Raw genomic sequence first — 25,301 nt, 5'->3', positions numbered from 1 at the left:
CGGGGGGCCGGGTTGACCAGGATCAAGCAGGGCCACGAATTACCGAATCTCGCGCCTGGTGCGCAGACCGCGGAGCCCGCTCCCTATGGCCCGGTGGTCTGCGTTGTCATCGCGGCCGCGGTGCTGAGCAGCTCTTACACGCTGACCAAGGTCGCGCTGCGCGACGTGCCTCCGCTCACCATCGGCTTGATCCGGTTCGCGCTCGCCGCCTTGGTGCTGGCGGTGTGGGTCCACGTCGTTCGCCGGTACCCCCGGCCGTCCGGCGCGGATCTGCGAAGGCTCGCGATCGGCGGACTGCTCGGCATCACGTGCTACTTCGCCATCGAGAACATCGGGGTGCAATTGGCGACGGCCGCCGACGCGGCCTTGCTGGTCGCCGCGTACCCCGCGATCACCGCCTTTCTGGAATTGGTGATCTACCGCCAGCGGACCCAGGTGAGCGGTCTCATCGGCATCGCGTTCGCCATCGTCGGGGTCTGCTTCGTGGTCGGTTACGCTCCTTCCGCGAGCGGGACCCGATTGATCGGCGATATCTTGCTCGTGGCGAGCGGAGTCGTGTGGGCGCTGTACAACTTCGTCACCCGGACCGTCGCCAATCGGTATCCCACCCCCGTGGTGCTCTACTACCAGTCGGTCGCCGGCGCGATCGCGTTCGTGCCACTGGCCCTGATCGAGGCGGACCAGTGGCGTGTGCCGGAGCATCCGGCGGCGACCGTGGGCTCGCTCGCCGCCCTCACCATTCTGTGCTCGATCGCCGGGCTCGGCCTGTATGCCAAGGCGTTGCAACGACTGCGCCCCAGCACCGCGGTGAACCTGCTCAATCTGGTCCCGATCTTCGGGCTGCTCATCGCGGTCGTCACGCTCGGGGAGTCGGTGACCCCGTTGCAGCTGGCCGGCGGGATCGTCGTGGTCATCGGCGTCACCATCACCACCCGCTACGAGCACCGGAAGTCTGGCCGCCGGACTGGGTCGTGACCCAGGATTCTTGATCGACAAAGGAAATCAGGCGCTTCGCCCCTTCCACGATCCGGTCTTCCGACGTGGTGAGGGACAATCTGAGGTAACCCCTCCCTGCCGGTCCGAAGGCGGAGCCCGGCGCGGCCGCCACCCCGTGCCGATCGAGCAAGCGCGACGCGAATTCGCGGTCGTCCACGCCAGTGGCGGTGATGTCGACCCAGGCGTAGAAGGCCCCCGCGGGTACGGCCGGCCGGGAATCGGTGTGGCCGAACACGGCGAGCAGGGCGTCCCGGCGGTTCCGGTAGGCCTCACGCATCTCGGCGACCTGGTCCTGCGGCCCGGTCAAGGCGCTGAGCGCCGCCCATTGCGCCGGTTCGCTCACGCAGGCGAGCAAGGACTCCTGGCACTTGGAGACGACTTCGGCGGCGTCGGCCGGAACCGCGAGGTACCCGACACGCCAGCCGGGCATCGCGTAGGTCTTGGAAAAGCTGTAGGCCGAAATGACCCGGTCCTGCGCCACCGCGGCGGCACTGGTGAAGGTGTCGTCGAAGGTGAGTTCGTCGTAGCACTCGTCGGAGATGACCCAGAGACCGCGGTCGCGGGCGAAGTCCAGCAGTTCGCGCATCCGCGTCGGGCCCACCACCGCGCCGGTGGGGTTCGACGGCGAGTTCAGCAGCAGCACCTTGGTTTCCGGTGTGACGAGCTGTTCCAATCGCCGCACGGAAGGGGTGAACCCCGCGTCGGCGTCCAGTGGGTAGCGCTCGGGACGGAGCCGGAGCAGCCGGGCCATCGTTAGGTAGTTGGGCCAAGCCGGATCGGGAAGCAGTACCCCGTCCCCTGGCCGGGTCACCGCGAGCAGAGCCGCGAATATGCCCTGGCTCGCGCCCTGTGTCACCACGACCTGGTCCGCATCGACTCGGTATCCGTTGCGCGCCACTATTTTCTCGGCGATGGCCGCGCGGAGGTCCGGGAGCCCCGCGCTGGGCAGGTAGTGGGTGCGGCCCGACCGTGCCGCGGTGTGCGCCGCGTCGACCACGTGAGCCGGCGTCGGAAAGTCCGGATCTCCGATGTCGAGCCGGATGGCGTGCGCATGCCGGGCGGCCAGAGCTGCGATTTCCCGGATACCGGAATTCGGTAACGCGCTGGCGGCCTCATTCAACTCGGCCATCATGATTCCCCCTTGTTGGTCAGGTCAGGTCGGGCACGGCGACTGCTCGCGGAAAAGGACCAGGCGAGTCCGAGGACAATTTCGTTAAGGTGATCGATACGCCCCGGCGCGGGCGGCAATGCCACGCTGATTCGAAGTTGTAGCCCATTTCCGGCGCCGGGTCAAAGCGTTGACTTCCGGATCATCACTGCTAGCATCGGGCACAGTAACCATGAGGGTGGTTACTGATCTTGGTCCGGTCGAGCCGGGCCCTAGGGGGTATTGGCATGGGGAGCCAGCATGAGCGTGTCCAGGATCGGCTCAGACCCGAGGCGGTCGGCAAATCGGTTCGGGAACTGGTCGTCCGTTCCTCGGAAGCCCGGCCTGGTGACGTGATCGCGACACTGGGACCGGCGGGGACCAGCAGTGAGGCGGCCGGCTGGCATTTGGCGGGCCGTCTCGGCATCGCGCGGGACATCGGGGCGGTCGAGCTCTTCCCGTCTTACGAAGAAGCCCGGGCCGCGGTGAAAGAGGGGCGGGCGAGCAGGTTGCTCGTCGCCAACGCGTACCAGGGCATCAGCGAGTTCTACATGGACCGGGTACTGGGTCTCGAGCGGGCGTTCGTGTTCGACACGCCGTTGTACGGACTGGCTTCGCGGCAGGATCGCCCGTTGCCCTTGACTTGCCAGATCAGTACCCATCCGGCACCCGTCGCGCTGATCGGGCAGTTGCTTCCACCCGGCTACGAGGTGGCAGAAGTGGATTACGCGTTGTCCACCAGCGCGGCCGCGGAACGTGCCGCGAACGGCGAAGTGGACCTCGCCTTGACCACGAGGCCTGCCGCGCAGCGGCACGGACTCCGTTTCATCTCACGGACCAGGCCCATTCGAATGCTGTGGTCGGTCTTCACCCGACTGCCTCCCGGTGACCGGATTTCATCGAAGTAGGCAGAACAAATCGCAATCGGCATGCCCGAACGTAAACCGCCGTGAAACGGTGGTCTGGCGTCGGCATGCCCGATTTATCGATTCTTTCGTCCAAGGAGATCAGTTGTGGGCAGTATGATGCTGGAATCCGTTCAGCTCATTCACGGCGGACGGTTCAGACGGGGGTCTTCGCTCTCACCGGACGAGCAGCCGGTCGCCGAGATCGAACTCAGTCCGTTCCACCTCGACACTTATCCGGTGCTCAACCGCCAGTTCGCCGAATTCATCGAGGACGGCGGATACCGGCAGGCGCAGCTCTGGACGCCGGCGGGATGGTCGTGGCTGGAGTCGACCGGGGCGACCCGGCCGAACTACTGGGACGACCCGCTCTGGTCGGCGCCCGAGGTGCCGGTCACCGGGGTGAGCTGGTGGGAGGCACTGGCGTACGCCCGCTGGGCGGGCAGGACGCTGCCCACCGAAGCCCAATGGGAGTACGCCTGCAAGGGCACCGCGGGGAACACGTACCCGTGGGGCGAGGACGAACCGGACCTGACCTTGGCGAACTTCGCGCCGGACTGCGATCCGGTGGAGCGCCGGCCGACCAGTCCCGATCACTTCCCGCGCAACGTCTCCGAGTTCGGTTGCCACGACATGGCCGGGAACTTCGCTGAATGGTGCCTGGACAACTATGCGACGGCGTATCGCACCTCGGGGAAGGATCCGTTGTACCGCACGGCGGAAGAGGACGACCACGTGGCACGGGGTGGCTGCGGGCTTCACGACGCCGACTACCTCCGGAGTTCGGCACGAGACCACTACCACCCGGGGCTCCGGGACAACCTGATCGGCTTCCGCTGTGCCCGCCCCGTGGACGGAGCGGACTCGTGAACGCGCCCACTCCCACCCGGCGAGGACGTAAACCCAACTCACTCCGCTACTACCAGGACGGCCCGCCGGAGCGGGTCGACCTCGACGCCTGGCGCCTGGAGATCGCCGATCCCGGCGGAATCCTGGGGCGGCTGACCCACAGTGATCTCCAGTCGGTGGCAAGGGTGGAGGAGTCCCGCCGGTACGTCTGCGTGTGCAACTGGAGCGTGCGGGAAGACTGGGGTGGCGTCCTGCTCGAAGACGTGTTGCGGCTGGCAGGCTGGCAGGGCACAGGTGAAGGCCTGTACCTCAGGCAGCGGAGTATCGGCACGCCGGAGAAGGGCGTGTACGAATCGACCATCCCGCTCGGTGACGCGATCGCCAGGCGTGCGCTGCTGATCGACCGCGTCAACGGCGGAGAACTGCCCCTCGAACGCGGCTACCCGTTACGGCTCATCGATTTCGGCCTCTACGGGTACAAGAGCGTCAAAGGACTGAGCGGACTCGAGATCACCACTACGTTCGAGTTCGGCGAATGGGAGCGAAAGGCCGGTTACGAACTGGACGGGCAGATCCGCCCCAAGCGGTACCGCTTCTGCGATCTCGGCAAGCACCACTTCATCGATCGACCCGGCGAAGTGACCGAGCTGTGAACGGAGAGCCCATGGCCGAAAGCCCGGGTGTCGTGCTCGCCGAGCGCGATGGGGAACACCCCTGGATCGACTGGACCGCCACCGCCTGGTTCGAGGCCGGTGACGCGGCCGCCCCCTCGCCCGCCGGGCCGCGCGCCCGGCTCGCGGAGGCGTGTTCCCGGCCGGCGGCGCAGCAACCGCGCTGGGCGGACGAATCGTCGCGCCGTCGAGTGTGCGGAGTACTGGAAAGCGTTCCGCCCATCGTGGTCCGGCCGGAGGTCGACCGGCTCCGGAGCCTGCTGTCCGAGGTCGCGCGCGGCCGGGCGTTCCTGCTGCAGGGCGGTGATTGCGCGGAGACCTTCGCCACCAACACCGAGTCCCACATCCGGGCCAACGTGCGGCTGTTGGTGCAGATGGCACTGGTGCTCACCCACGGCGCGAGCGTGCCGGTGGTGAAGGTCGGCCGCATGGCCGGGCAGTACGGCAAACCGCGCTCGAAGGACATCGACGGGCAGGGCCTGCCGGTGTACCGAGGTGACATCGTGAACTCCGCGGTCGCTTCGGCGACGCGGCGGGTGGCGGATCCCCAACGGATGCTCGGGGCTTACGCGAATTCGGTGACCACGATGAATCTCGTGCGCGGACTCGCCGGTGGCGGGCTCGCCGACCTGCACGGGGTACACCGGTGGAACATGAACTTCGTGCGCGGATCGGCGGCAGGCGAGCGGTTCGAGGCGCTGGCCGCCGAGATCCAGCGCAGCCTGCGGTTCATGGACTCCTGCGGCGTGGCCGCCACTCCGTTGCACACCACGGAGATCTTCGCCAGCCACGAGGCGCTGGTGCTGGACTACGAGCGTGCACTGGTTCGATGGGAGCAAGACGAGGATCCGGCCTCCCGGCTGTACGACCTGTCCGGGCACTTCCTGTGGGTCGGCGAACGCACCCGTCAGCTGGACGGCGCCCATCTCGCGTTCGCGGAACTGCTCGCGAATCCGGTCGGGGTGAAGCTCGGTCCGGAGGCCACGGGACGGCAAGCCGTCGAGTACGCCCGGCGGCTGGATCCTCATCGCGAGGCAGGCAAGCTCACCTTCATCACCCGGATGGGCAACGATCGGGTGCGGACGGTGCTGCCCGCGATCGTGGAGGCGGTCACGGCCGCCGGGCACGAGGTGGTCTGGCAGTGCGACCCCATGCACGGCAACACACACGAAGCGAGCACGGGGTACAAGACCCGGCACTTCGACCGCATCGTGGACGAGGTCCAAGGCTTCTTCGAGGTACACGGGGACCTCGGCACCCACGCGGGCGGTGTCCACCTGGAACTGACGGGGGAAGACGTGACCGAATGCGTCGGTGGTGGACAGAACATCTCCGACGCGGACCTGCCGACCCGGTACGAGACCGCCTGCGACCCGCGGCTGAACACCGAACAGTCGCTGGAACTGGCCTTTCTGATCTCCGAAATGCTTCGGGGGTGAACGCTATTCGCCGGGTCCCTCCGGGCGTTGCTCGCCCGCGCCGAACTTCTCCCGGAGCACGCTGAGCCCCGGACCGTAGGCGGCCTCCAGCACGTCGCCGTGCGACGCGAGCACTTCCAGCTTGTAGAGGTCGTGGCGGATCAGCTCGGTGACCGGGACCACCAGACCGGGGTGGGTGGTCCAGGCCGCCCTGCTGAGCCCGGCACTGGACACGTTGCCTGCGATGACCTCCCGGTTGTCGACGCTGACCACAAGCCAACGTCCGCCGAGGCCCTTGGTGACCTCGTCGGTGAGCGGGTGCGGGTAGACCCTCGCGAAGGGGTACTCGGGGTCACCGTAGGCGACCGCGGTGACCTCCACACCGCGGCCGACCGCGGCCTTCAGTTCACGCCGCAGCTCCCCGGCGTCAGGGGCCCAGATCTCCAGCAGGATCTTGTGAGCGGCGCCCTGCACGAGCTGGCGGGCGCGGGCGACGATCTCCTCACGCCCTTGGATGTCCCAGATCACCGCGTTGGTGTCCTGCTGCTCGGCGTAGTCGTTCATCGCGGCCTCGGCGAGGTCCAGACCGGCAAGCATCTCCTCGCGTGCCCGGTCGATGAGCTCCTTCGGCGGTACCGGGCCGTACTGCCTGGGCTCGCCGTGGGTGACGTGCACGGCGCCCTTGTGCTCCAAGGAGTCGAGCACCTCGTACACCTTCGCTCTGGGCACCCCAGACCGTTTCGCGACGCCGTAACCGGAGGAAGGTGACTCCTCCAGCAAGGCGAGATAGGCGCGGGATTCCCACTCGGTGAGGCCGAGCACCTTCATCTGCGCCGCGGTCGGGGTCATGTTCTTCTTCACGGGGAGCAGAATTGCGCCGGTCGGGTGACCCTGTCAATCCGGCGTCCCGTGGTGCCACCTCGCGCGCGAGGAGGTTCTGCCTGTGCTAACGACGGTCTTGCTGAGGCTCGGCCATCGAGCGGCGCGCCGGCGCTTATAGGCTTCGGGTATGAGCCAGTCGATCCAGTTCACCGACCGTAACTTCAAGCTCGCGGTCGTCCAAGAGCTGATGTACAACCAGGACCTTCTGCCGAAGTTCACCCTGCGGGAGTACGCCGCCGAGCAGGGCTTCACCTACGACGGTGGGAGCGTCGAAGCGGTACCTGAGGCACTGGCCTACTTCGAGGCGCTCGAGGTCCCCGTCGAGCTCGCGGAGAAGATCACCGAGATCGAGATGGACGGCGGCAACGAGATCTACCTCGAGATCGCGCCGAACTGGGACGGCGAGGACGCGCTGTTCGACGTCGACGAGTTCGCCGACCTGCGGCACTTTCCCCACCTGAAGTCGATGACACTGCTGTACACGGGCAACGAGGAAGCACTCCAGACGCTGCGTGCCCGCGGTATCGAGGCGGACTGGCTCTGACCCGGCCACCGGCAGGTCTATCGGTCAGGCGCGAGGAGGTCGTGAGTGGCGATTCGGGTTAGAACACGAATCGCCACTCACGACCCCCAGGGCCGACCCGCCTGACTACACCCCACGCCAGCGCGCCGTCGGCAACGCGGGTACCCGGTGACCGCGATGGCCGGTCATCTCATCGTTCGCGAACAGAGCGTTGAGCACCGCCTCTTCGGTCGCCTGCACCACGGCCTCGAAGAACGGGTCGAGCCTGCCCCACGGGACGAACCGCAGGCTTTCGTATTCGGCCTGCTCCGTTCGCGGGAACCGGCTGGTGAGCGCCCCCGGGTTCGCCGTGCTGAACGCGAGGAAGAGGTCACCGGAGAAGTGCGAGCCGGTGGTGCCGGTGCGGGCAAGGGCGAGCGGGACGCGGCGGGCGAGCGAGGTGCACTGACCGGGCAGCAGGGGAGCGTCGGTACCCACGATCACGATCACCGATCCCGCGCCGGACGGTGCCGCCCAGTCCTCCTCCATCGGGTTGTCGGCGCCGAGTTCCGCTCCGACGTGTTCACCCGCGACGGTGAGCTCGCGACGTGAGCCGAAGTTGGCCTGCACCAACGCGCCCACGGTGTACTCGTCGTCCCCATAGGACACGCGGCGGGAGGCCGTTCCGGTGCCGCCCTTGAAGCCGTAACAGGTCATCCCGGTGCCGCCGCCGACGGATCCTTCGGCGACCGGACCCGCTTGCGCGCCGTCGATCGCCGCGACGGCGTGTCCACTGTGGATCGTCGGGGCGGTGCTGTCGTTCAGGTAGCCGTCCCAGGTTTCGGCGACCACCGGCAGCAGCCATTCGGCGGCGACGTCGGGCCGTTCCCGCACCACCCAGTCGATCACGCCGCGGTGGCAGGCGCCGACGGCGTGCGTGGAGGTGATCAGCACCGGCAGGGTCAGCGACCCGGTCTCGGCCAGCCACGCGGTACCGGTCATCTCACCGTTGCCGTTGAGCGCGTACGTCCCGGCCGCGCACGGCACGGCGAAGTTCTCGCGTCCGCGCGGCAGGACGGCGGTGACGCCGGTCCGCACGGACTCGCCCTCGACGAGCGTCGTGAAGCCGATCTCGACGCCGGGGACGTCGGTGAGCGCGTTGTGCTCACCGGTCCGGCCGGGGAGCGGGACACCCAGGTCACGGGCGCGGGTCATGGACGGTCCTCCAAGGGGTTCGAGGTGGCTGTGCGGGCGTAGGAGAGCAACATCGCTTCGGCGGTCGCGGTTTCCAGCGTCGGCACGGCCTGGGTGAGGTGCAGGCCGTAGCCGTCCTCCAGTGCGACCAGGTTCCGCGCGATCGACACCGCGTCCGCGGTCAGGGCGAACTCGCCGGTTGCGGCGCCCGCTTCGAGGATGCCGGTGTAGATCCGGACCTGCTGTTCGTAGAGCGTGATGTGCCTGGCGGCGTACACGGGATCGCGGCGGGCGATCGTGCCGAGTTCGTAGAGCAGTACGCAGAGTTCGTCGTCGGGGCCGGTGGGCAGTCCGCTGCGGATCATCGCCAGCAGGCGCCCGGACGGGGTCGCCTTCGTGCCCGCGGCCAGTTCCCGCGCGGAACAGAACCGCGCCACCGCCTCCCGCTGCACCTCTTGGAGCAGGTCGGCGAGGGTGGGGAAGTAGTACAGGACCGAACCCGACGACAGGCCCGCGCCCTCCGCGACGTCCCTCAGCCGCAGGTTCAGCACCCCGCGTTCGAGGACGGCCCGTCCGGCCACCTCGATCAGTTCGGCACGTCGCTCCGTCGCCTTGCTCGGTCTCGCCATGCGTTCATTCTTCGAATCTTGTTCGAAAAACGCAAGGGTCGAGCTCGATCAGCTCTTGACGTCACACGGACGAGGGCCTTTGATGCGTGCTCAACAGTTCTTCGAAGGAGATTCAAGGAACCCACCTTGTAGGAGGTCGGCCGTGTCCACTCCCGCCCTGCGCCGCGGTCTGCGCACTCTCGGCACGCTGCTCATCACACTCTCCGCGATCAGCCCCGCTTCGTCGGTCTTCATCATCGCGCCGGGGGTGATCTCCGGGGCCGGGACAGGCGCCTTCTACAGCTTCGTGGCCGCTGCGGTCGTCGGGGTGTTCATGGCCTTCGTCTACGCGGAACTCGCGTCGGCGTTCCCGCTGGCGGGCGGCGAGTACGCGATCGTCACCCGCACGCTCGGCAGGCTGCCGGGCTTCGCCGTACTCGGCCTGATGATCATCACGCAGGTGCTCATCGTCGCGGTGATCGCGCTCGGTGTCGGCACCTATCTCGGCGTGCTCATACCCGGCGTGCCCGGTCCGGTGATCGCCGCCGTGACCTGCGTGGTCGCGGCCGTCGTCGGGATCTTCGACATCAAGCTCAACGCCTGGGTCACCGGGATCTTCCTGGCGATCGAGATCCTCGCGCTGATCGTGGTCAGCGCGCTCGGGCTGTTCAACCCGGCACGGTCGTTCACCGAACTGCTGGCGCATCCGGTCGCTTCCGACGGGAGCCCGGCGACGGTCGGCGCCATCGCGATCGCCACGTCGGTCGCGATCTTCGCCTACAACGGCTACGGCTCGGCGGTGTACTTCGGCGAGGAGACGCAGGACGCCTCCCGCGGGATCGCCCGCGCGATCCTGCTCGCCCTCGGCATCACGGTGGTCGCCGAACTGATCCCGGTGACCGCCGTCCTGCTCGGCGCGCCCGACCTGAACGCGCTGTTCGCCTCGGAGAACATGCTGTCCTACTTCATCGACTCGCGCGGTGGGGGAACGCTCGACACCGTCCTCGGCCTGGCCGTCGCGCTCGCGATCATCAACGCGGTGCTGGCGATCGTGCTGATCAGCTCGCGGATGCTGTTCAGCAGCGGCCGCGACCGGGCGTGGCCGTCGCCGGTCAACCGGGCGCTGGCCGCGGTGCACCCGAAGTTCGGGACGCCCTGGGTGGCCACCGTCGGCACCGGACTGGTCGCCGCGCTGCTCTGCTTCGTCGACCCGAAACTGCTGCTGGTGGTGACGAGTACGTCGATCGTGGCGGTTTACGCGGCGCTCTGCCTCGGCGCGATCGTCGGAAGGCGCACCGGAGCCACCGCGCACGCCAAGTACCGGATGCCGTGGTTCCCGGTCGCGCCGGTGCTGGCGCTGGCCGTGCTGGTGTTCGTCGTCTACCAGAACCTGCTCGACCCGGCGGTGGGACGGCCGAGCCTGATCGTCACGGCCTGCGTCGCCCTGCTTTCGATCGTGTACTACGTCTTCGTGCTGCGTAGGAAGGGCGGCTGGAAGCTCGCCGACGTCACCGAAGAGAAGGCCGACGAGCCTGCTTGATCAGGTGTACTCGGCGATCTCGACGCCGTACGTGCCCGGTTCGAGCGCCTCGAAGATGTGCGGGATGTCGCCGGGGTAGCAGATGTAGTCGCCGGGCAGCAGTTCGACCGGATCGTCCTGCGGCCCGACCCTAGCCCGCCCGGCGCTGAGGATCATGTGCTCGACGATGCCGCTCATATGCGGATCCGAAAGCCGCGGCTTCCCTGGCTCGGCGCGAATCAGGTAGACGTCGCGCCGGGCCCCGGGCGGGCACGAGCTGAGCAACGTGCACGCGTAGTCGGCGTGTTCGGCGAACACGGTCGGTCCGCTGCCCGAGCGGATGACCTGCACGCGGGGGCGTTCGGGCTCGACCACCCGGGAGAACGGGACGTCGAGCGCGACGCACAACGCCCAGATCGTCTCGACGCTCGGATTCCCGGCCCCGGACTCCAGCTGGGAGAGCGTGGACTTGGCGATGCCGGCGCGTTTGGCGACCTCGGTGAGGGACAGCCCGGTGCGGGCGCGCTCCCGGCGCAGGGACGTGGCGATGACGTCCAGTGGGGCGCCGTCGGAAGCGGTCGGGGACATGCGTTCGCTCCATCGGTCGTTGCGTTCGCCTTGACGAACACGGCTGCGTTCGTTCATTGTATGACGCTATGCGTTCGATATGGCGAACAACCACTCGTGTCCTGGGGCGCGATCTTCTCCGTGACATCGGGCTGGTCTGCCTCGCCGACACCATTGTCGGCATCTCCTACGGTGCGATCGCGGTGGGCTCCGGCTTCCCGATCTGGGCGCCGATGCTGCTTTCGGTACTGGTCTTCGCGGGCGCCTCGCAGTTCATGTTCGTCGGCATCATCGCCGCCGGCGGCAGCCCGGTGGCGGCCGTCGCGGCGGGTCTGCTCGCCAACGCGCGGCATCTGCCGTTCGGCTTCGCGATCGGAGACGTCCTCGGCAAGCGGTGGTCGTCGAGGATCGTCGGCAGCCACCTGATGATCGACGAATCGGTCGCGTTCGCGCTGGCCCAGCGCGACGAAGAGCGGCGCCGGGCGGCGTACTGGGTGTGCGGGATCGGGCTGTTCGTGTGCTGGAACGTCGGTGTCCTCGCCGGGGCGTACGCCGGCACCGCGATCAGTGACACCGACGCCTTCGGCCTCGACGCGGCCTTCCCGGCGGTCCTGCTCGCGCTGGTCCTGCCGTCGTTGCGCGATCGTGCCACCCGGCTGCCGGTGTTCCTCGGGGTGGCCGTCGCGCTGGCCGCGACGCCGTTCCTGCCCGCCGGCCTGCCGGTGCTGCTCGCGCTGGTCGGCGTGCTGGCCGGAGTGGCCGCGAAGGAACCCGCCGAACGCGAACCCGAGGGAGTGCACTGATGGACCCGCTGGACCTGATCATCGCCGGCGGCGTGCTCGCCGCCGGGACCTTCGCCTTCCGGTTCGCCGGGCCGGTGCTGAAGGCGCGGTTCACCGTGTCGCCCAAGGTCGAGAAACTGATGGCGCGTTCGGCCGTCGTCCTGCTGGCCGCGCTGGTCGCGGTCGCCGCGCTCACCGAAGGCCACGAGTTCGCCGGATACGCCCGGCCCGCCGGGGTCCTGGTCGGCGGCGTGCTCGCCTGGCGCAAGGCGCCGTTCGCGCTGGTCGTCGTGGCGGCCGCCGCGACCGCCGCCCTGCTGCGGCTGGCCGGGGTCCCCTGACCTGGCCGTTCCCCGGGGCGCCCAAGGCCGTGTCCGGTGAGGCTGTTCGCGGTCTTCGCGCCCAGGTGGTCCTTGACGGCACGGGCGGATGCGGCCGAGTACGACCCGGTACGAGGCCGATCCGCCCGCACCGTCAGGAACCACCTGGATCACGAAGCCCATCGAACAGCCTCACCGGACACGGCCTAAGCTGGGGGGAAGGTCTTTCGGGAGGTCGGGTGGCGATCGCGACGGGGGCACGGCCGGTGGTCGGCGTGCTCGCACTGCAGGGCGACGTGCGTGAGCACGCCGCGATGGTGGAACGCGCCGGCGCGCGGGCGCTGCCGGTCCGCCGCGCGAGCGAACTGTCCGAAGTGGACGGTCTGGTGCTGCCGGGTGGCGAATCGACCACCATGTCGAGGCTGCTGGAGACCTTCGAACTGCTGGAGCCGCTGCGCGACCGCATCGCGGACGGCATGCCGGCGTTCGGCTCCTGCGCCGGCATGATCCTGCTCGCCCGCCAGGCCCTCGACGGACGGCCTGACCAGCGGCAACTCGGCGGACTCGACGTCGTCGTCCGGCGTAACGCGTTCGGGCGGCAGGTGGACTCCTTCGAAGCCGACCTCGACTTCACCGGCGTCGAAGGCGGACCGGTGCACGCTGTGTTCATCCGCGCCCCGTGGGTCGAAAAGGCGGGCGACGGAGTCGAGGTACTCGCCAGTGTCCCCGAAATGCCGGGCTCGGACGACGCGGCCGCTAGGATCGTCGCGGTCCGGCAGGGGGCGGTACTCGCCACGTCGTTCCACCCCGAACTCACCGGGGACGAACGCGTGCACAGGCTGTTCGTCGACCTCGTGCGGCAGGCTTAGCAAAACCGACACTGTGCTCAGCGGCGGGCACAGGAGTAGATGGAGGAGAGATGAGCGGCCACTCCAAGTGGGCCACCACGAAACACAAGAAGGCCAACCTGGATGCGAAGCGCGGCAAGCTCTTCGCCCGGTTGATCAAGAACATCGAGGTGGCTGGACGGACCGGCGGTGGCGACCCGGATGGCAACCCGACGCTCTACGACGCCATCCAGAAGGCCAAGAAGAACTCGGTCCCGCAGGACAACATCGAGCGCGCGCGCAAGCGTGGTGCCGGTGAAGAAGCGGGTGGCGCCGACTGGCAGACCATCACCTACGAAGGCTACGGCCCGAACGGTGTGGCCGTGCTGATCGAATGCCTCACCGACAACAAGAACCGTGCCGCCATGGAGGTCAGGACCGCGCTCACCCGGAACAACGGCTCGCTCGCCGACCCGGGTTCGGTCTCCTACATGTTCAACCGCAAGGGCGTCGTGATCATGCCCAAGGGCGAGGCCGCCGAGGACGACGTCCTCATGGCCGTGCTCGACGCGGGCGCCGAGGAGGTCAACGACCTCGACGAGAACTTCGAGATCGTCTCCGAGGCGACGGACCTCGTCCCGGTCCGGAAAGCCTTGCAGGAAGCCGGTTTCGAGTACGAGTCCGCGGATCTCACGTTCCTGCCGTCGGTCAGCGTCCCGCTGGACGTCGAAGGCGCGAAGAAGGTCTTCAAGCTCATCGACGCGCTCGAGGATTGCGACGACGTACAGAACGTCTACGCGAACTTCGATGTGTCGGATGAGGTCATGGCAGAGGTCGGCTGATCGTTTTTCCAGCCGTACCGCGGAAATCGGTCCCGGGACTAGGTGCGAGCGCTCGCGTGGGGCACAATGTCGCGCGTGACGACCTCTGAAGCCGACGCCCTCACCGCCGAAGAAGCCGAACTCCTCCAGTGGATCGAGTCGCAGGCGGAGGCTAGAGGGAACGCGGTCATCGCGGTCGAGGGTGACGAGGAGGAAGCGGCCTTCTGCTTCACCGCGTGCGCCTGGGCGTTGCACAACGTCGCGGAAGCGGTCGTGATCGGACTGCCCGAGCACATGGGGCCGGTCCTGCTCGACGCCTACGTCGACCGTGCGGCCGCCGGTGAGATCTTCGAGGTCGGCAGGCGCTACGACGATTTCTTCGAGGGCGCGCCGGTGGTCTTCGAACGGGTCGCGAAGGGGCACTATCCCGAGTACTTCGGGAGCGCGTTCCTGATCTACCCGGACGGGGACTTCCCGGCGCTGCAAATGATCGTCGCAACGCCGGACGGGCACTTCCCGTGGCATCCGGACGCGCCCGAGGGCTTCGCGCGGTACCAGCCCGTGCTGACCGAATCCGGTGACCCGGAGAGCTGGACGCCGGGCGTCGACGGTCCCTGAGGTTCGTGGTCCAGGTGGTCGTGAGTGGCGATTCGGGTTCTAACCCGAATCGCCACTCACGACCAACCCGGCTCACTCCAGCCAGGGCGTCAGGTCGGCGGCCGCCTCGGGCCACTCCGCCGCCAAAGCGGTGGCGGCCCGGAACTCCACGCAGTCGTCCGTATAAGGCGGCACCACCACCGTCCCCACCAAGCTCCACTCACCGGTACTGACCGACGCCTGCCAGACTCCGGCGGGCACCGCCACTTGCGGCCGCTGACCGGCCGCGACGTCCGGCCCCAGCACCGGCCGCGAGATCCGCCCGTCCGGATGCAGCAGCAGCATCCGCACCGGCGCGCCGGCGTGGTGGGCGTAGATCTCCAGCCGGTCAAGGCGGTGCGGCGCAGACGTTTCCGGCGGAGCCAGCAGGTAGTAGATCGCCGAAGCGGTCTCGTCGCGCCAGCTCTGCGCCCAGCGGCCGCCCTCGACGGGCAGCGGTTCCAGACCCAGATGAACGGTGAACTCGTCGAGGCTCGGCATGTCCTCATCTTGCCCGGAGGGATCCCGGGTAGCCTCAGGCTCGAACGGATGTTCGCCGGAAGTGCGGAGGAAACGCGTGCGGGTACTCGGGGTCGACCCCGGTCTGACCAGGTGCGGGCTCGGAGTGGTCGACGGCGGCACGGGCCGCACCGTCCGCGCTGTGGCCGTCGAGGTCGTGCGGACCCCGCCGGACGCCGATCTCGGCGTGCGCCTGCTGGGGATCTCCGACGCCGCCGAGCGGTGGATGGATCGCTACAAGCCCGACGCCATCGCGGTGGAACGCGTTTTCGCGCAGCACAACGTGCGCACCGCGATGGGCACCGCGCAGGCGGGCGGCGTCGTCGCGCTCGCCGCGGCCAAGCGGGGGCTGCCGGTCGTGTTCCACACCCCGAGTGAGGTCAAGGCCGCCGTCACGGGCTCCGGCCGCGCCGACAAGGCGCAGGTCACCGGTATGGTCATGCGGCTGCTCGGCCTCGAGGTCAAACCGCATCCGGCGGACGCCGCGGACGCGCTCGCGCTCGCCATCTGCCATCTGTGGCGCGAACCGATGCGGGTCCGGCTCGCCGAAGCCGAGGCCAGGGCCGCCGAGATCGCCAAGAACCACAAGGCCCGGCTCGCGGCCGCGGCACAGCGCGCCAAGAAAGACGAAGCCAAAACGCAGGGAGCGGCTCGATGATCTCCTCGGTACGCGGTGAAATCCTCTCAATCGGTCTCGACCACGTCGTGATCGAGGTCGGGGGAGTGGGCTTCGCCGTGCAGGCCACGCCCGCCACTCTCGCGACGCTTCGCCGCGGCGAGGAGGCGATGCTGCACACCGCGCTCGTGGTCCGCGAGGATTCCTTGACGCTGTTCGGTTTCGCCGACGCCGACGCCCGCGAGCTGTTCGGCCTCCTGCAGACGGTCTCCGGGATCGGGCCGCGCCTCGCGCTGGCGACGCTGGCCGTCCTCGATCCCGACAAACTGCGCTCCGCGCTGGTCGAAGGCAACATCACCGTGCTCACCCAGGTGCCCGGCATCGGCCGCAAGGGCGCCGAGCGGCTCACCCTCGAACTGCGCGACAAGGTCACCGCGCTGGCCGGCCCGACCGACGGCACACCGGTGGTGGTGGCACCCGGCGCGCTGCGGGGGGAGGTCGTCGAAGCGCTCGCGGGCCTCGGCTTCCCGGCCAAGCAGGCCGAACTTGCCGTCGACAAGGTGCTCGGCGAAGGCGAAGGCCACACAACGGCTTCCGTGTTGCGTGCCGCTTTGGCGGGCCTCGGGCGGAAGCGGTAGCAGAGCCACATGGACTATGAAGCCGTGACGGATTTCGACGCCGACGACGAGACGCTCTCGGCGCTGCCGCAGACCGGCGAACGCGAGGTCGAGACCACGCTGCGCCCCCGCAAACTGGACGAGTTCGTCGGCCAGCCGCGGGTGCGCGAACAGCTCGAACTGGTCCTGGAAAGCGCGCGCCGCCGGGGTGTCCCGCCGGATCACGTCCTGCTCTCCGGTCCGCCGGGGCTGGGCAAGACGAGTATGGCGATGATCGTCGCCGCCGAACTCAACGCCGCCATCCGGATCACCTCCGGACCGGCGCTGGAACGCGCTGGCGACCTGGCCGCGATGCTGTCCAACCTGGCGCCCGGTGACGTCCTTTTCATCGACGAGATCCACCGTATCGCCCGGCCCGCCGAGGAAATGCTGTACCTCGCGATGGAGGACTTCCGCGTCGACGTGGTCGTCGGCAAGGGGCCCGGCGCCACCAGCATCCCGTTGGAGATCGCGCCGTTCACCCTGGTCGGGGCCACGACGCGGTCCGGTTCGCTGACCGGCCCGCTGCGTGACCGGTTCGGTTTCACCGGGCAGATGGAGTTCTACAGCGACAGCGAACTGGAGCTCGTCGCCCGCCGCGCCGCCACGATCCTCGACATCGACATCGACCGGGACGGCTGCGAGGAGATCGCCCGCCGGTCCCGGGGCACACCCCGGATCGCCAACCGGCTCCTGCGCCGGGTGCGCGACTACGCCGAGGTCCGGGCCGACGGCAAGGTCACGCGCAAGATCGCGCGTGCCGCGCTGGAGGTCTACGACGTCGACGAACTCGGCCTCGACAGACTCGACCGCGCGGTGCTGACCGCGCTGGTGCGTTCCTTCGGCGGCGGTCCGGTCGGCGTGTCCACGCTGGCCGTCGCGGTGGGGGAAGAACCGACCACCGTCGAAGAGGTGTGTGAGCCTTACCTGGTCCGCGCCGGTATGCTCGCCCGCACTCCTCGCGGCCGGGTCGCCACAGCGGCCGCCTGGGAGCACCTCGGCCTGCCGGCCCCGGCCGGTGCCACTCGTGGCGAGCAGGGCGGACCGAGCCTGTTCGACCAGGACTGACCGGACCGTTCACGCGGCCCGAGGCCCGCGGTGACGACGGGTGGTGGTGGAGTTTCCGCTGGCACCTGGCACACTCGGAGAGAGCACACCCCGCCAAATCGGACAAAACAAGCGCACCGCGCGGCGTCCGCTCGAAATGGAGAATCATGAACCAGTTATTGCTGCCGCTGCTCCTGATGCTCGTTGTGGCGATTCCGCTCGTCATGGGCACCCGTAAGCAGAAGAAGGCGGCGGCAGCGCAGCAGGAGCTGCTCTCGAGCCTGGCTCCCGGTGACCGGGTGATGACCACCTCCGGTCTCTACGCGTCTGTCGCCGACGCTTCCGCCGACACCACGATCGACCTCGAGATCGCTCCCGGTGTCGTGACCACCTGGCTGCGTCAGGCCGTCCGCGAGAAGGTCGAGCCGGTCGTCGAGACCGACGTAGACGACGCTGACACGATCGACGACGAGGCCGTCGTCGAGGAGCCGGCCGTCGAGTCGAAGGACGACGAGCGCGTCGAGGAGAAGTCGGGCGCGCAGATCGCTCCTCCGCTGGAGCACGGCAAGAAGTAGCGGGCTGTAAGGCCATCCCCGACACCAGACTTTCGTAGGTGCGGGGCCAACGCCGGGCTCACGCAGCACCGAGTAGTGTCTCGGTGCTGCGTGCGTGTCCGTCGTCATAGTCGTGCCCGTTCACCGGGCATCGTCAGCGAGGCAGGTTCGCGGTACCACCGGGCTCCCGTCCGGTGTGTGAACAGCCAAGTCCATTGGGGAACACCCAGTCCGTTCGAGGAGACCGAAGCACAGTGGCCGCACCGGCCGGGCATCTCCGCCCGGGACGCTATCTCGCCTTCTTCGCCCTGATCCTGGTGGCGCTGTACGCCCTGGTGTTCTTCACCGGTAGCGGCAAGCCGACGCCGAAGCTCGGCATCGATCTGCAAGGCGGCACGAGGGTTACGCTGACCGCCCGCAATCCCGACGGCGGCGACCCTCCGCGAGAGTCCCTCGAACAGGCCCGCTCGATCATCGAGCGCCGGGTCAACGGTATCGGCGTCAGCGGCACCGAGGTCGTCCTCGACGGCAGCAACGTCGTGATCACCGTCCCCGGCGAGCAGGGCGACCAGGCCAAGGCCCTTGGCAAGACCGCGAAGCTGGGCTTCCGGAAGGTCGTGACGTCGCAGCCGGTGACCCCGGTTCCGCAGCCGTCGACCCCGCCCGCTTCGGGCACGCCGTCTTCGGCGCCGCCCACGTCGCCGGGCGTAAGCGCTCCGCCGAGCAGCCCGGCCAACGGCGGCGGTGGCGCGGTCGGCGCGCCGCAGCAGCAGCCGGACGAGAACGCGGACGAGAAGACCAAGAGGGAGATCGAGGAAGCCCGGAACCTCCGGCAGAACCCCGATCTGCTGTCGACGGACCAGGCGAAGCAGGCCGCGGCCGCCGAGAAGGCCTTCGCGGCGCTCAACTGCGACCCCAAGGTGTCGGACCCGCTGGTCGGCAACGACCTCACCGACAGGCCGCTGGTCGCCTGCGGTGACAAGAACTCGATGAAGTACCTGCTGGAGCCGGAGTTCCTTCCCGGAACGCAGATCTCCGACGCCTCCTCGGCCTACGACACCCAGAACTCCCAGTGGGTCGTCAACCTGAACTTCAAGAGCGAGGGTTCCCAGATCTGGGGCGACTTCACCTCGAAGAACACCCAGAAGCAGGCGGCGTTCGTCCTCGACACGCAGGTCGTCTCCGCGCCGACCATCCAGTCCGCGATCCTCGGCGGTCAGACGCAGATCACCGGCCGGTTCAGCCAGACCGAGGCGAAGGACCTGGCGGATGTGCTGAAGTACGGTTCGCTGCCGCTGTCGTTCGAGTCCTCGGACGCGACAACGGTGTCCGCGACGCTGGGTCTCGCGTCGCTGCAGGCGGGCCTCATCGCCGGCGGTATCGGCCTGCTGGCCGTGTTCATCTACTGCATGTTCTATTACCGGCTGCTCGGCCTGCTGACGATTCTGTCGCTCGGCTTGTCGTTCGCGATCGTGTACGGGGTCCTGGTGCTGCTGGGGCGGTGGATCGGGTACACCCTCGACCTCGCGGGCGTGGCGGGCCTGATCATCGCGATCGGTATCACCGCGGACTCGTTCGTCATCTACTTCGAACGATTGAAGGACGAGATCCGCGAAGGCAGAACCTTCCGATCCGCGGTACCGCGCGGCTGGTCCCGGGCCCAGCGCACGATTCTCGCGGCGGACGCGGTCAGCTTCCTCGCCGCGGCGGTCCTCTACCTGCTGGCCGTCGGTGACGTGAAGGGCTTCGCGTTCACTCTCGGCATGTCGACGGTGCTCGACCTCGTCGTGGTCTACCTCGTGACGCATCCGCTGGTCGCGATGATCTCCCGGTCGAAGTCGAAGTTCCTGTCCAACCCCAAGAACCTCGGCCTCGGCGCCGTGCAGCAGCTGGGCTCGGAGCGCAAGGCGGCCCGTCCCGCCACCGGTCGCCCGAACGTCAAGGAGGCGTGACCGTGGTCGACGAGAAGAACACCACCGAGAACAAACGCGAGAGTGTCTTCCACCGGATGTATGTGGGCAGCGGCGTGTTCAACGTCGTCGGCGTCCGCAAGCGCTGGTACCTCTTCTTCGGCGCGCTGGTGCTGGTGTGCATCGCGTCGATGGGGATCAAGGGCTTCAACTTCGGCATCGACTTCGAAGGCGGCACCCAGATCCAGCTGCCCGCCAACGGCAAGAGCGGGCAGATCACCGAAGAGCGGGCCAAGGAGGTCTTCGCCTCCTCGCTGGGCAAGCCCGCCGACGAGGCGCAGAAGGTCGGCAGTGGCGTCTCGTCGACCATCCAGCTCCGTTCGGACACCTTGGACGCGGCCGAAGTCGCCAAGGTGAAGCAGGCCCTGTTCCAGGAACTGGGCCCGATCGGGACCTCCGGCCAGCCCAGCGTCCAGGCGATCAGTGACAGCGCGGTCAGCGCGTCATGGGGCGGGGAGATCTCCCGGCAGGCGCTGATCGCGCTCGGGGTCTTCCTGCTGGCGGTGACGCTGTTCCTGGCGTTGTACTTCGACCCCCGGATGGCGGCCGCGGCGCTGGTCACCCTGCTGAACGACATCGTGGTGACGGCGGGTGTGTACTCGCTGATCGGTTTCGAGGTCACGCCGGCGACGGTGATCGGTCTGCTGACGATCCTCGGGTTCTCGCTGTACGACACGGTGGTGGTGTTCGACAAGGTCCGCGAAAACACGCGTGGCCTGCTCGGCCTGACCCGTCGGACCTACGGGGAAGCGGCGAACCTGGCGTTGAACCAGACGCTGATGCGTTCGTTCAACACCTCGTTGATCGCGGCGCTGCCGATCCTCGGTCTGCTCGTGATCGGCTACCTCCTGCTCGGTTCCGGCACCCTGCAGGAGCTCGCGCTGGTGCAGCTCACCGGCACCGTGGTCGGCGTGCTGTCGTCGGTCGCGCTGGCGACCCCGCTCCTGGTCGACTTCAAGATGCGTGACCCGAAGTACCGGCAGCAGGCCGATCGGGTCGCCTCGCGACGTGCGAACCAGGCCCGCAAGGCCGCCGCGGAGCGCGACGACGACTTCGACCCGGCCGACGAGGACGCCTTGGCCGCCGAACTCCGCAAGGAGAAGGCGTACGCCGCCGCGGCGAGCGTCCCCGCCCGGAACCAGAAGGCCCACAAGGGCCGCCCGTCGGGCAAGCGTAAGAAGTAATCCCGGCCGTCAAACGCTAGGAAAGGTCCTTTCATTGCAAATTTTGCAATGAAAGGACCTTTCCTAGCGTTCAGGGACCGGAAGCACGACTGGAGAGCAGGAAGTACATGGAGCTGGACAAGGCACTCGACCTGATCGCCGACGTGCCGGACTTCCCGGAACCCGGCGTGCTGTTCCGGGACCTGAGCCCGCTGTTCGCCGACGCGGCCGGCTTCAAGGCCGTCACCGACGCCCTGGCCGCCACCGTCGATCCCGACGTCGACCTGCTGGCAGGAGTCGAAGCGCGCGGGTTCCTGCTCGCCGCCGCCGTCGGCTACTCCCGCGGTCTCGGCGTGGCGTTGATCCGCAAACCCGGCAAGCTGCCGCGGGTCGCGGGCCGGGTCGATTACACGCTGGAGTACGGCACCGCGACCGTCGAACTCCCCGAAGGCGTCGTCGCGCCCGGTCAGCGTGTCGCGGTCCTCGACGACGTGCTCGCCACGGGCGGCACGGTCGCGGCGACCTGCAAACTGCTGGAAGACGCGAAAGCGCAGGTCACCGGGGTGTCGGTGGTCATGGAACTCGCCGGGCTCGGCGGTCGTTCCGTGCTTGAAGGGCGTCGTGTGGAGGCCCTCCGGGTGTGTTGAGCGGGCGTCCCCAGTGTGCCGTACGGAGGAGCGGCTACGCTTGACGTCCGAAGGCCGCACGAAGCGCAGGAGGTGCGGGTGAGCCAAGAGCTCGATGCCGCGGTGTCCTCGAAGGACGGCACCGAGCAGAACGGTGTGACGCGACAGGGGGCCGCGCCGACACCGTCCGCGACGCGCCGTGTCCGTGCCCGTCTCGCCCGCCGGATCACCGCGCAGCGCGCCGCGCCGGTCAAGCAGGTACTCGAGCCGCTCGCCGTCATCCACCGTGAGCTGCATCCGAACGCCGACCTCGCGCAGCTCCAGCGCGCCTACGACGTCGCCGAAGAGCTCCACCGGGAGCAGCGGCGCAAGTCCGGCGACCCGTACATCACGCATCCGCTCGCGGTCGCGACCATCCTCGCCGAACTCGGCATGGACACCACGACGCTGGTCGCCGCACTGCTGCACGACACCGTCGAGGACACCGGCTACTCGCTGGAGAGCCTGAAAGCGGACTTCGGTGAGAAGGTCGGCGAGCTCGTCGACGGCGTCACCAAACTGGACAAGGTCAAGCTCGGCACCGCGGCCGAGGCCGAGACCATCCGCAAGATGGTCATCGCGATGGCGCGGGACCCGCGTGTGCTGGTCATCAAGCTGGCCGACCGGCTGCACAACATGCGCACGATGCGCTTCCTGCCGCCCGAGAAGCAGGCCCGCAAGGCGCGCGAGACCCTCGAGGTCCTCGCCCCGCTGGCGCACCGGCTCGGCATGGCGACGGTCAAATGGGAGCTGGAGGACCTGGCGTTCGCCATCCTGCAGCCGAAGAAGTACGACGAGATCGTCCGGCTGGTCGCCGATCGCGCGCCTTCGCGGGACACGTACCTGCGCTCGGTGATCACCGAGCTGACCGGCAACCTCGAAGGCTCGCGGATCACAGCCAAGGTCGAGGGCAGGCCGAAGCACTACTACTCGATCCACCAGAAGATGATCGTTCGCGGCCGCGACCTCGACGACATTCACGACTTGGTGGGCGTACGGATCCTGGTCGAGGACGTCCGTGACTGCTACGCCGCGATGGGTGTCGTCCACGCGCTGTGGCAGCCGGTCCCCGGCCGGTTCAAGGACTACATCGCGCAACCGCGGTTCGGCGTCTACCAGTCGTTGCACACCACGGTGATCGGGCCGGACGGCAAACCGCTGGAAGTCCAGATCCGCACCTACGAGATGCACCGCACCGCCGAGTACGGCATCGCCGCGCACTGGCGGTACAAGGAGACCAAGGGCACCCACAACGGGAACGCCGTGGACGTCGACGAGATGGCGTGGATGCGCCAGCTCCTCGACTGGCAGCGTGAGGCCGCGGACCCGGGCGACTTCCTGGAGTCGCTCCGCTACGAGCTCGCCTCGCGCGAGATCTTCGTGTTCACGCCCAAGGGTGATGTGATCACGCTGCCGGTCGATTCGACGCCGGTCGACTTCGCCTACGCCGTGCACACCGAGGTCGGGCACCGCTGCATCGGCGCTCGCGTCAACGGCAGGCTCGTCGCGCTCGAGCGCAAGCTGGAAAACGGCGAGGTCATCGAGATCTTCACCTCGAAGGCCGAAACGGCGGGCCCGAGCCGCGACTGGCTGCAGTTCGCCGGCTCGCCCAAGGCCCGCGCGAAGATCCGGCAGTGGTTCGCCAAGGAACGCCGCGACGAGGCGATCGAAGGCGGCAAGGAGGCCATCACCAAGGAGGTCCGCAAGGTCGGCCTCCCGATCCAGCGGCTGGTCTCCGCCGAGTCGATGGGCGCGGTCGCCACCGAACTCCGGCATCCCGACATCAGTTCGCTGTACGCCGCCGTCGGCGAGGGCCACACCAGCGCGAAGCACGTCGTGCAACGCCTGGTCGCGCTCATCGGCGGGGTCGACGAGGCGGAGGAGGAGCTCGCCGAGCGCGCGACACCGTCCACCGTCACCCGTCGCCGCGGCTCGAACGACGTCGGTGTCGTGGTGAAGGGCGCCAGCGACGTCTGGGCCAAACTCGCCCGCTGCTGCACGCCGGTGCCGGGCGACGAGATCCTCGGTTTCGTCACGCGTGGCGGTGGTGTCAGCGTCCACCGGACCGACTGCACCAACGCCGACGACCTGACGGCGCAGCCCGAACGGCTGGTCGAGGTCGAATGGGCGCCGTCGGCGTCTTCGGTGTTCCTCGTCGCGATCCAGGTCGAGGCGCTGGACCGGCACCGTCTGCTCTCGGACGTCACCAAGGTGCTCGCGGACGAGAAGGTCAACATCCTGTCCGCGTCGGTGACGACGTCACGCGACAGGGTCGCGGTCAGCCGGTTCTCGTTCGAGATGGGCGACCCGAAGCACCTCGGCCACGTGCTGAAGGTGGTTCGAGGAGTCGAGGGCGTTTACGACGTGTATCGGGTCACTTCGGCTTCGTGACCACCGGTGGGGCCCGGTTATGGTTCAGGGCATGACTGACGGGTTCGAGTTCACTCGCGACGGCGAGGTCGCACGGCTGACATTCACCAGGCCGGAGAAGATGAACGCGATCACCTACGGGATGTGGTCGGCGATCCCGGACGTGGTGGGGCGGGTGGAGGCGGACCCGGCGATCAAGGTCCTCGTGCTGACCGGCGCGGGCGCGCATTTCTCGGCGGGCGCGGACATCAGCGAGTTCCGTGACCTGCGGTCCACCGCCGAGGCGGCCGAGACCTACGACAAGGCCGTCGACGGTGCCGTGGCGGCGCTGACCGCGTCGCGGAAGCCGACGGTGGCGATGATCCAGGGGAACTGCATCGGCGGCGGCTGCCAGATTTCGGTCGCCTGCGACTTCCGGTTCGCCGCGGCGGGCTCGCGCTTCGGCATCACGCCGGCGAAGCTCGGGATCGTCTACCACTTCGATTCGACACGGCAGCTGGTCTCCTTGGTCGGCCCCGCGAACGCGAAGTACTTCCTGCTCTCGGGTGAACTCGTCGACGCGCGGCGGGCACGGGAGATCGGACTGCTCAACGACGTCTTCCCGGCCGATGAGCTGGAGGCTTCGACGGCGAAGTTCGTCGAGACGCTGGCTTCGCGCTCACAGGCGTCGGTGCGCGGGATGAACCGGATCATCGAGAAGATCGTTGCGGGACAAGAGGAATCCGACGCCGAAGTGGACGAGATCCGGCTCGGTGCCCTGCACGGCGAAGACTACGCCGAGGGCGTGGCCGCGTTTCTGGCGCGGAGGCCGCCGAAGTTCACCTACCGCTGAGGCCCGTTGGGCGTACCGCGTAGCCGGTCGGTCACCGCCCGACGAATGAGCGTCCGTTCGGCGGGAACCGGACGAGGCAAACGGCAGAATCACGGATTCCGATGGAGTAATTCTCGTCGCCGCGCCGCTTTGATTTCACTCGGCGTGCTCGATTGAATTCGAGCCGTTCGGAGGCGGTGCTCGCTGTTGACGAGGTGAATTCGGGCGGTTATTCTCGCCGAGATGGGAAAACTGGGGAAGTAAAGCAGTCGGCGTGCCTCGGCAC

The 25,301-nt window shown here is 68.3% G+C and carries 27 protein-coding genes; 21 read left to right on the top strand and 6 right to left on the bottom strand.

Translation table 11 applies throughout. From position 1 onward, the window contains the following. Nucleotides 1-12 precede the first annotated feature (12 nt). Nucleotides 13-975: a DMT family transporter gene (locus DL990_RS37220; RefSeq protein ID WP_125801490.1), complete on the top strand. Its 963-nt coding sequence runs from the start codon at nucleotides 13-15 to the stop codon at nucleotides 973-975. Here the strand turns inward: DL990_RS37220 and DL990_RS37215 are convergent. Then, on the bottom strand, nucleotides 926-2,125 hold the full coding sequence (locus DL990_RS37215) for a pyridoxal phosphate-dependent aminotransferase (RefSeq protein WP_158632691.1): 1,200 nt from the start codon (nucleotides 2,123-2,125) through the stop codon (nucleotides 926-928). The two genes, DL990_RS37220 and DL990_RS37215, sit on opposite strands and share 50 nt — an antisense overlap. Before the next feature lie 266 nt (nucleotides 2,126-2,391). On the opposite strand from DL990_RS37215, the gene DL990_RS37210 reads away from it, so the two are divergent. The 4 genes from DL990_RS37210 to DL990_RS37195 all read left to right on the top strand — a co-directional run bounded on the left by DL990_RS37210 (nucleotide 2,392) and on the right by DL990_RS37195 (nucleotide 6,007). After that, nucleotides 2,392-3,051 carry a hypothetical protein gene (locus DL990_RS37210; RefSeq protein ID WP_199746758.1) on the top strand — a complete coding sequence of 220 codons (660 nt, stop codon included), beginning with the start codon at nucleotides 2,392-2,394 and terminating at the stop codon, nucleotides 3,049-3,051. A 114-nt stretch (nucleotides 3,052-3,165) separates the two neighbouring features. After that, nucleotides 3,166-3,918 (top strand): SUMF1/EgtB/PvdO family nonheme iron enzyme, encoded by a 753-nt coding sequence (locus DL990_RS37205; RefSeq protein ID WP_125788127.1) that lies wholly within the window; start codon nucleotides 3,166-3,168, stop codon nucleotides 3,916-3,918. Beyond that, complete coding sequence (locus DL990_RS37200; protein ID WP_125801488.1) at nucleotides 3,915-4,550, top strand: molybdopterin-dependent oxidoreductase; 636 nt, start codon at nucleotides 3,915-3,917, stop codon at nucleotides 4,548-4,550. Before DL990_RS37205 ends, DL990_RS37200 begins: the two co-directional genes overlap by 4 nt. A 65-nt stretch (nucleotides 4,551-4,615) precedes the next feature. Further along, a complete protein-coding gene (locus tag DL990_RS37195; RefSeq protein WP_370451399.1) occupies nucleotides 4,616-6,007 on the top strand; it encodes a class II 3-deoxy-7-phosphoheptulonate synthase in 1,392 nt (463 codons plus the stop codon). A 3-nt stretch (nucleotides 6,008-6,010) separates the two neighbouring features. On the opposite strand, the gene DL990_RS37190 is transcribed toward DL990_RS37195, so the two are convergent. Then, on the bottom strand, nucleotides 6,011-6,847 hold the full coding sequence (locus tag DL990_RS37190; RefSeq protein ID WP_125788087.1) for a TrmB family transcriptional regulator: 837 nt from the start codon (nucleotides 6,845-6,847) through the stop codon (nucleotides 6,011-6,013). A 148-nt stretch (nucleotides 6,848-6,995) separates the two neighbouring features. Here DL990_RS37190 and DL990_RS37185 point away from each other — a divergent pair, with 148 nt between their 5' ends. Then, nucleotides 6,996-7,412, top strand: a complete 417-nt coding sequence (locus tag DL990_RS37185) for a hypothetical protein (protein WP_125788088.1) — start codon at nucleotides 6,996-6,998, stop codon at nucleotides 7,410-7,412. A gap of 105 nt (nucleotides 7,413-7,517) precedes the next feature. Here DL990_RS37185 and DL990_RS37180 read toward each other — a convergent pair whose 3' ends face one another. Together DL990_RS37180 and DL990_RS37175 are read right to left on the bottom strand one after the other, a co-directional pair. Beyond that, a complete protein-coding gene (locus DL990_RS37180) occupies nucleotides 7,518-8,585 on the bottom strand; it encodes a P1 family peptidase (RefSeq protein ID WP_125801486.1) in 1,068 nt (355 codons plus the stop codon). Next, on the bottom strand, nucleotides 8,582-9,193 hold the full coding sequence (locus tag DL990_RS37175; protein ID WP_125788090.1) for a TetR/AcrR family transcriptional regulator: 612 nt from the start codon (nucleotides 9,191-9,193) through the stop codon (nucleotides 8,582-8,584). The genes DL990_RS37180 and DL990_RS37175 overlap by 4 nt, the downstream gene beginning before the upstream one ends. A 142-nt stretch (nucleotides 9,194-9,335) precedes the next feature. Here DL990_RS37175 and DL990_RS37170 point away from each other — a divergent pair, with 142 nt between their 5' ends. Next, nucleotides 9,336-10,712, top strand: coding sequence for an APC family permease (locus DL990_RS37170; RefSeq protein ID WP_125801485.1), 1,377 nt, complete (start codon nucleotides 9,336-9,338; stop codon nucleotides 10,710-10,712). Here the strand turns inward: DL990_RS37170 and DL990_RS37165 are convergent, their stop codons facing one another. After that, nucleotides 10,713-11,279, bottom strand: coding sequence for a helix-turn-helix domain-containing protein (locus tag DL990_RS37165; RefSeq protein ID WP_125788092.1), 567 nt, complete (start codon nucleotides 11,277-11,279; stop codon nucleotides 10,713-10,715). Between the two features lie 68 nt (nucleotides 11,280-11,347). On the opposite strand from DL990_RS37165, the gene DL990_RS37160 reads away from it, so the two are divergent. The 5 genes from DL990_RS37160 to DL990_RS37140 all read left to right on the top strand — a co-directional run bounded on the left by DL990_RS37160 (nucleotide 11,348) and on the right by DL990_RS37140 (nucleotide 14,626). Then, nucleotides 11,348-12,061 (top strand): AzlC family ABC transporter permease, encoded by a 714-nt coding sequence (locus DL990_RS37160; RefSeq protein WP_148106806.1) that lies wholly within the window; start codon nucleotides 11,348-11,350, stop codon nucleotides 12,059-12,061. Further along, a complete protein-coding gene (locus DL990_RS37155; RefSeq protein WP_125788093.1) occupies nucleotides 12,061-12,381 on the top strand; it encodes an AzlD domain-containing protein in 321 nt (106 codons plus the stop codon). Before DL990_RS37160 ends, DL990_RS37155 begins: the two co-directional genes overlap by 1 nt. 218 nt (nucleotides 12,382-12,599) lie before the next feature. Further along, nucleotides 12,600-13,229, top strand: coding sequence for a pyridoxal 5'-phosphate synthase glutaminase subunit PdxT (pdxT, locus tag DL990_RS37150; protein ID WP_125801484.1), 630 nt, complete (start codon nucleotides 12,600-12,602; stop codon nucleotides 13,227-13,229). Nucleotides 13,230-13,279: 50 nt separating this feature from the next. Further along, nucleotides 13,280-14,029 carry a YebC/PmpR family DNA-binding transcriptional regulator gene (locus tag DL990_RS37145; protein ID WP_076161730.1) on the top strand — a complete coding sequence of 250 codons (750 nt, stop codon included), beginning with the start codon at nucleotides 13,280-13,282 and terminating at the stop codon, nucleotides 14,027-14,029. Between the two features lie 66 nt (nucleotides 14,030-14,095). After that, nucleotides 14,096-14,626: a DUF4262 domain-containing protein gene (locus DL990_RS37140; protein ID WP_125788096.1), complete on the top strand. Its 531-nt coding sequence runs from the start codon at nucleotides 14,096-14,098 to the stop codon at nucleotides 14,624-14,626. Nucleotides 14,627-14,698: 72 nt separating this feature from the next. Here the strand turns inward: DL990_RS37140 and DL990_RS37135 are convergent, their stop codons facing one another. After that, nucleotides 14,699-15,145: a cupin domain-containing protein gene (locus DL990_RS37135; protein ID WP_125788097.1), complete on the bottom strand. Its 447-nt coding sequence runs from the start codon at nucleotides 15,143-15,145 to the stop codon at nucleotides 14,699-14,701. Between the two features lie 76 nt (nucleotides 15,146-15,221). On the opposite strand from DL990_RS37135, the gene ruvC reads away from it, so the two are divergent. The 9 genes from ruvC to DL990_RS37090 all read left to right on the top strand — a co-directional run bounded on the left by ruvC (nucleotide 15,222) and on the right by DL990_RS37090 (nucleotide 25,036). Continuing rightward, the gene (ruvC, locus tag DL990_RS37130) at nucleotides 15,222-15,821 is read left to right on the top strand and encodes a crossover junction endodeoxyribonuclease RuvC (RefSeq protein ID WP_125788098.1); all 600 of its coding nucleotides are present in this window, start codon (nucleotides 15,222-15,224) and stop codon (nucleotides 15,819-15,821) included. Further along, nucleotides 15,818-16,417: a Holliday junction branch migration protein RuvA gene (gene ruvA, locus DL990_RS37125; protein ID WP_125788099.1), complete on the top strand. Its 600-nt coding sequence runs from the start codon at nucleotides 15,818-15,820 to the stop codon at nucleotides 16,415-16,417. Before ruvC ends, ruvA begins: the two co-directional genes overlap by 4 nt. A 9-nt stretch (nucleotides 16,418-16,426) precedes the next feature. Then, nucleotides 16,427-17,503: a Holliday junction branch migration DNA helicase RuvB gene (ruvB, locus tag DL990_RS37120; protein ID WP_125788100.1), complete on the top strand. Its 1,077-nt coding sequence runs from the start codon at nucleotides 16,427-16,429 to the stop codon at nucleotides 17,501-17,503. 146 nt (nucleotides 17,504-17,649) lie between these two features. After that, nucleotides 17,650-18,057 carry a preprotein translocase subunit YajC gene (gene yajC, locus DL990_RS37115; RefSeq protein ID WP_125788101.1) on the top strand — a complete coding sequence of 136 codons (408 nt, stop codon included), beginning with the start codon at nucleotides 17,650-17,652 and terminating at the stop codon, nucleotides 18,055-18,057. 233 nt (nucleotides 18,058-18,290) lie between these two features. After that, nucleotides 18,291-19,988, top strand: a complete 1,698-nt coding sequence (gene secD / locus DL990_RS37110) for a protein translocase subunit SecD (RefSeq protein ID WP_199746756.1) — start codon at nucleotides 18,291-18,293, stop codon at nucleotides 19,986-19,988. Between the two features lie 56 nt (nucleotides 19,989-20,044). Further along, nucleotides 20,045-21,190 carry a protein translocase subunit SecF gene (gene secF / locus DL990_RS37105; RefSeq protein ID WP_233599120.1) on the top strand — a complete coding sequence of 382 codons (1,146 nt, stop codon included), beginning with the start codon at nucleotides 20,045-20,047 and terminating at the stop codon, nucleotides 21,188-21,190. A gap of 107 nt (nucleotides 21,191-21,297) precedes the next feature. Beyond that, nucleotides 21,298-21,816: an adenine phosphoribosyltransferase gene (locus DL990_RS37100; RefSeq protein ID WP_125788103.1), complete on the top strand. Its 519-nt coding sequence runs from the start codon at nucleotides 21,298-21,300 to the stop codon at nucleotides 21,814-21,816. Nucleotides 21,817-21,918: 102 nt separating this feature from the next. Then, nucleotides 21,919-24,225, top strand: coding sequence for a bifunctional (p)ppGpp synthetase/guanosine-3',5'-bis(diphosphate) 3'-pyrophosphohydrolase (locus DL990_RS37095; protein ID WP_370308427.1), 2,307 nt, complete (start codon nucleotides 21,919-21,921; stop codon nucleotides 24,223-24,225). Nucleotides 24,226-24,256: 31 nt separating this feature from the next. Continuing rightward, nucleotides 24,257-25,036, top strand: coding sequence for an enoyl-CoA hydratase/isomerase family protein (locus tag DL990_RS37090; protein WP_125788105.1), 780 nt, complete (start codon nucleotides 24,257-24,259; stop codon nucleotides 25,034-25,036). The last annotated feature ends 265 nt before the right edge of the window (nucleotides 25,037-25,301 follow it).

Source organism: Amycolatopsis sp. WAC 01416, assembly GCF_003947485.1.
Taxonomy (GTDB): domain Bacteria; phylum Actinomycetota; class Actinomycetes; order Mycobacteriales; family Pseudonocardiaceae; genus Amycolatopsis.
This window is presented reverse-complemented; position numbering and strand designations above follow the sequence as displayed.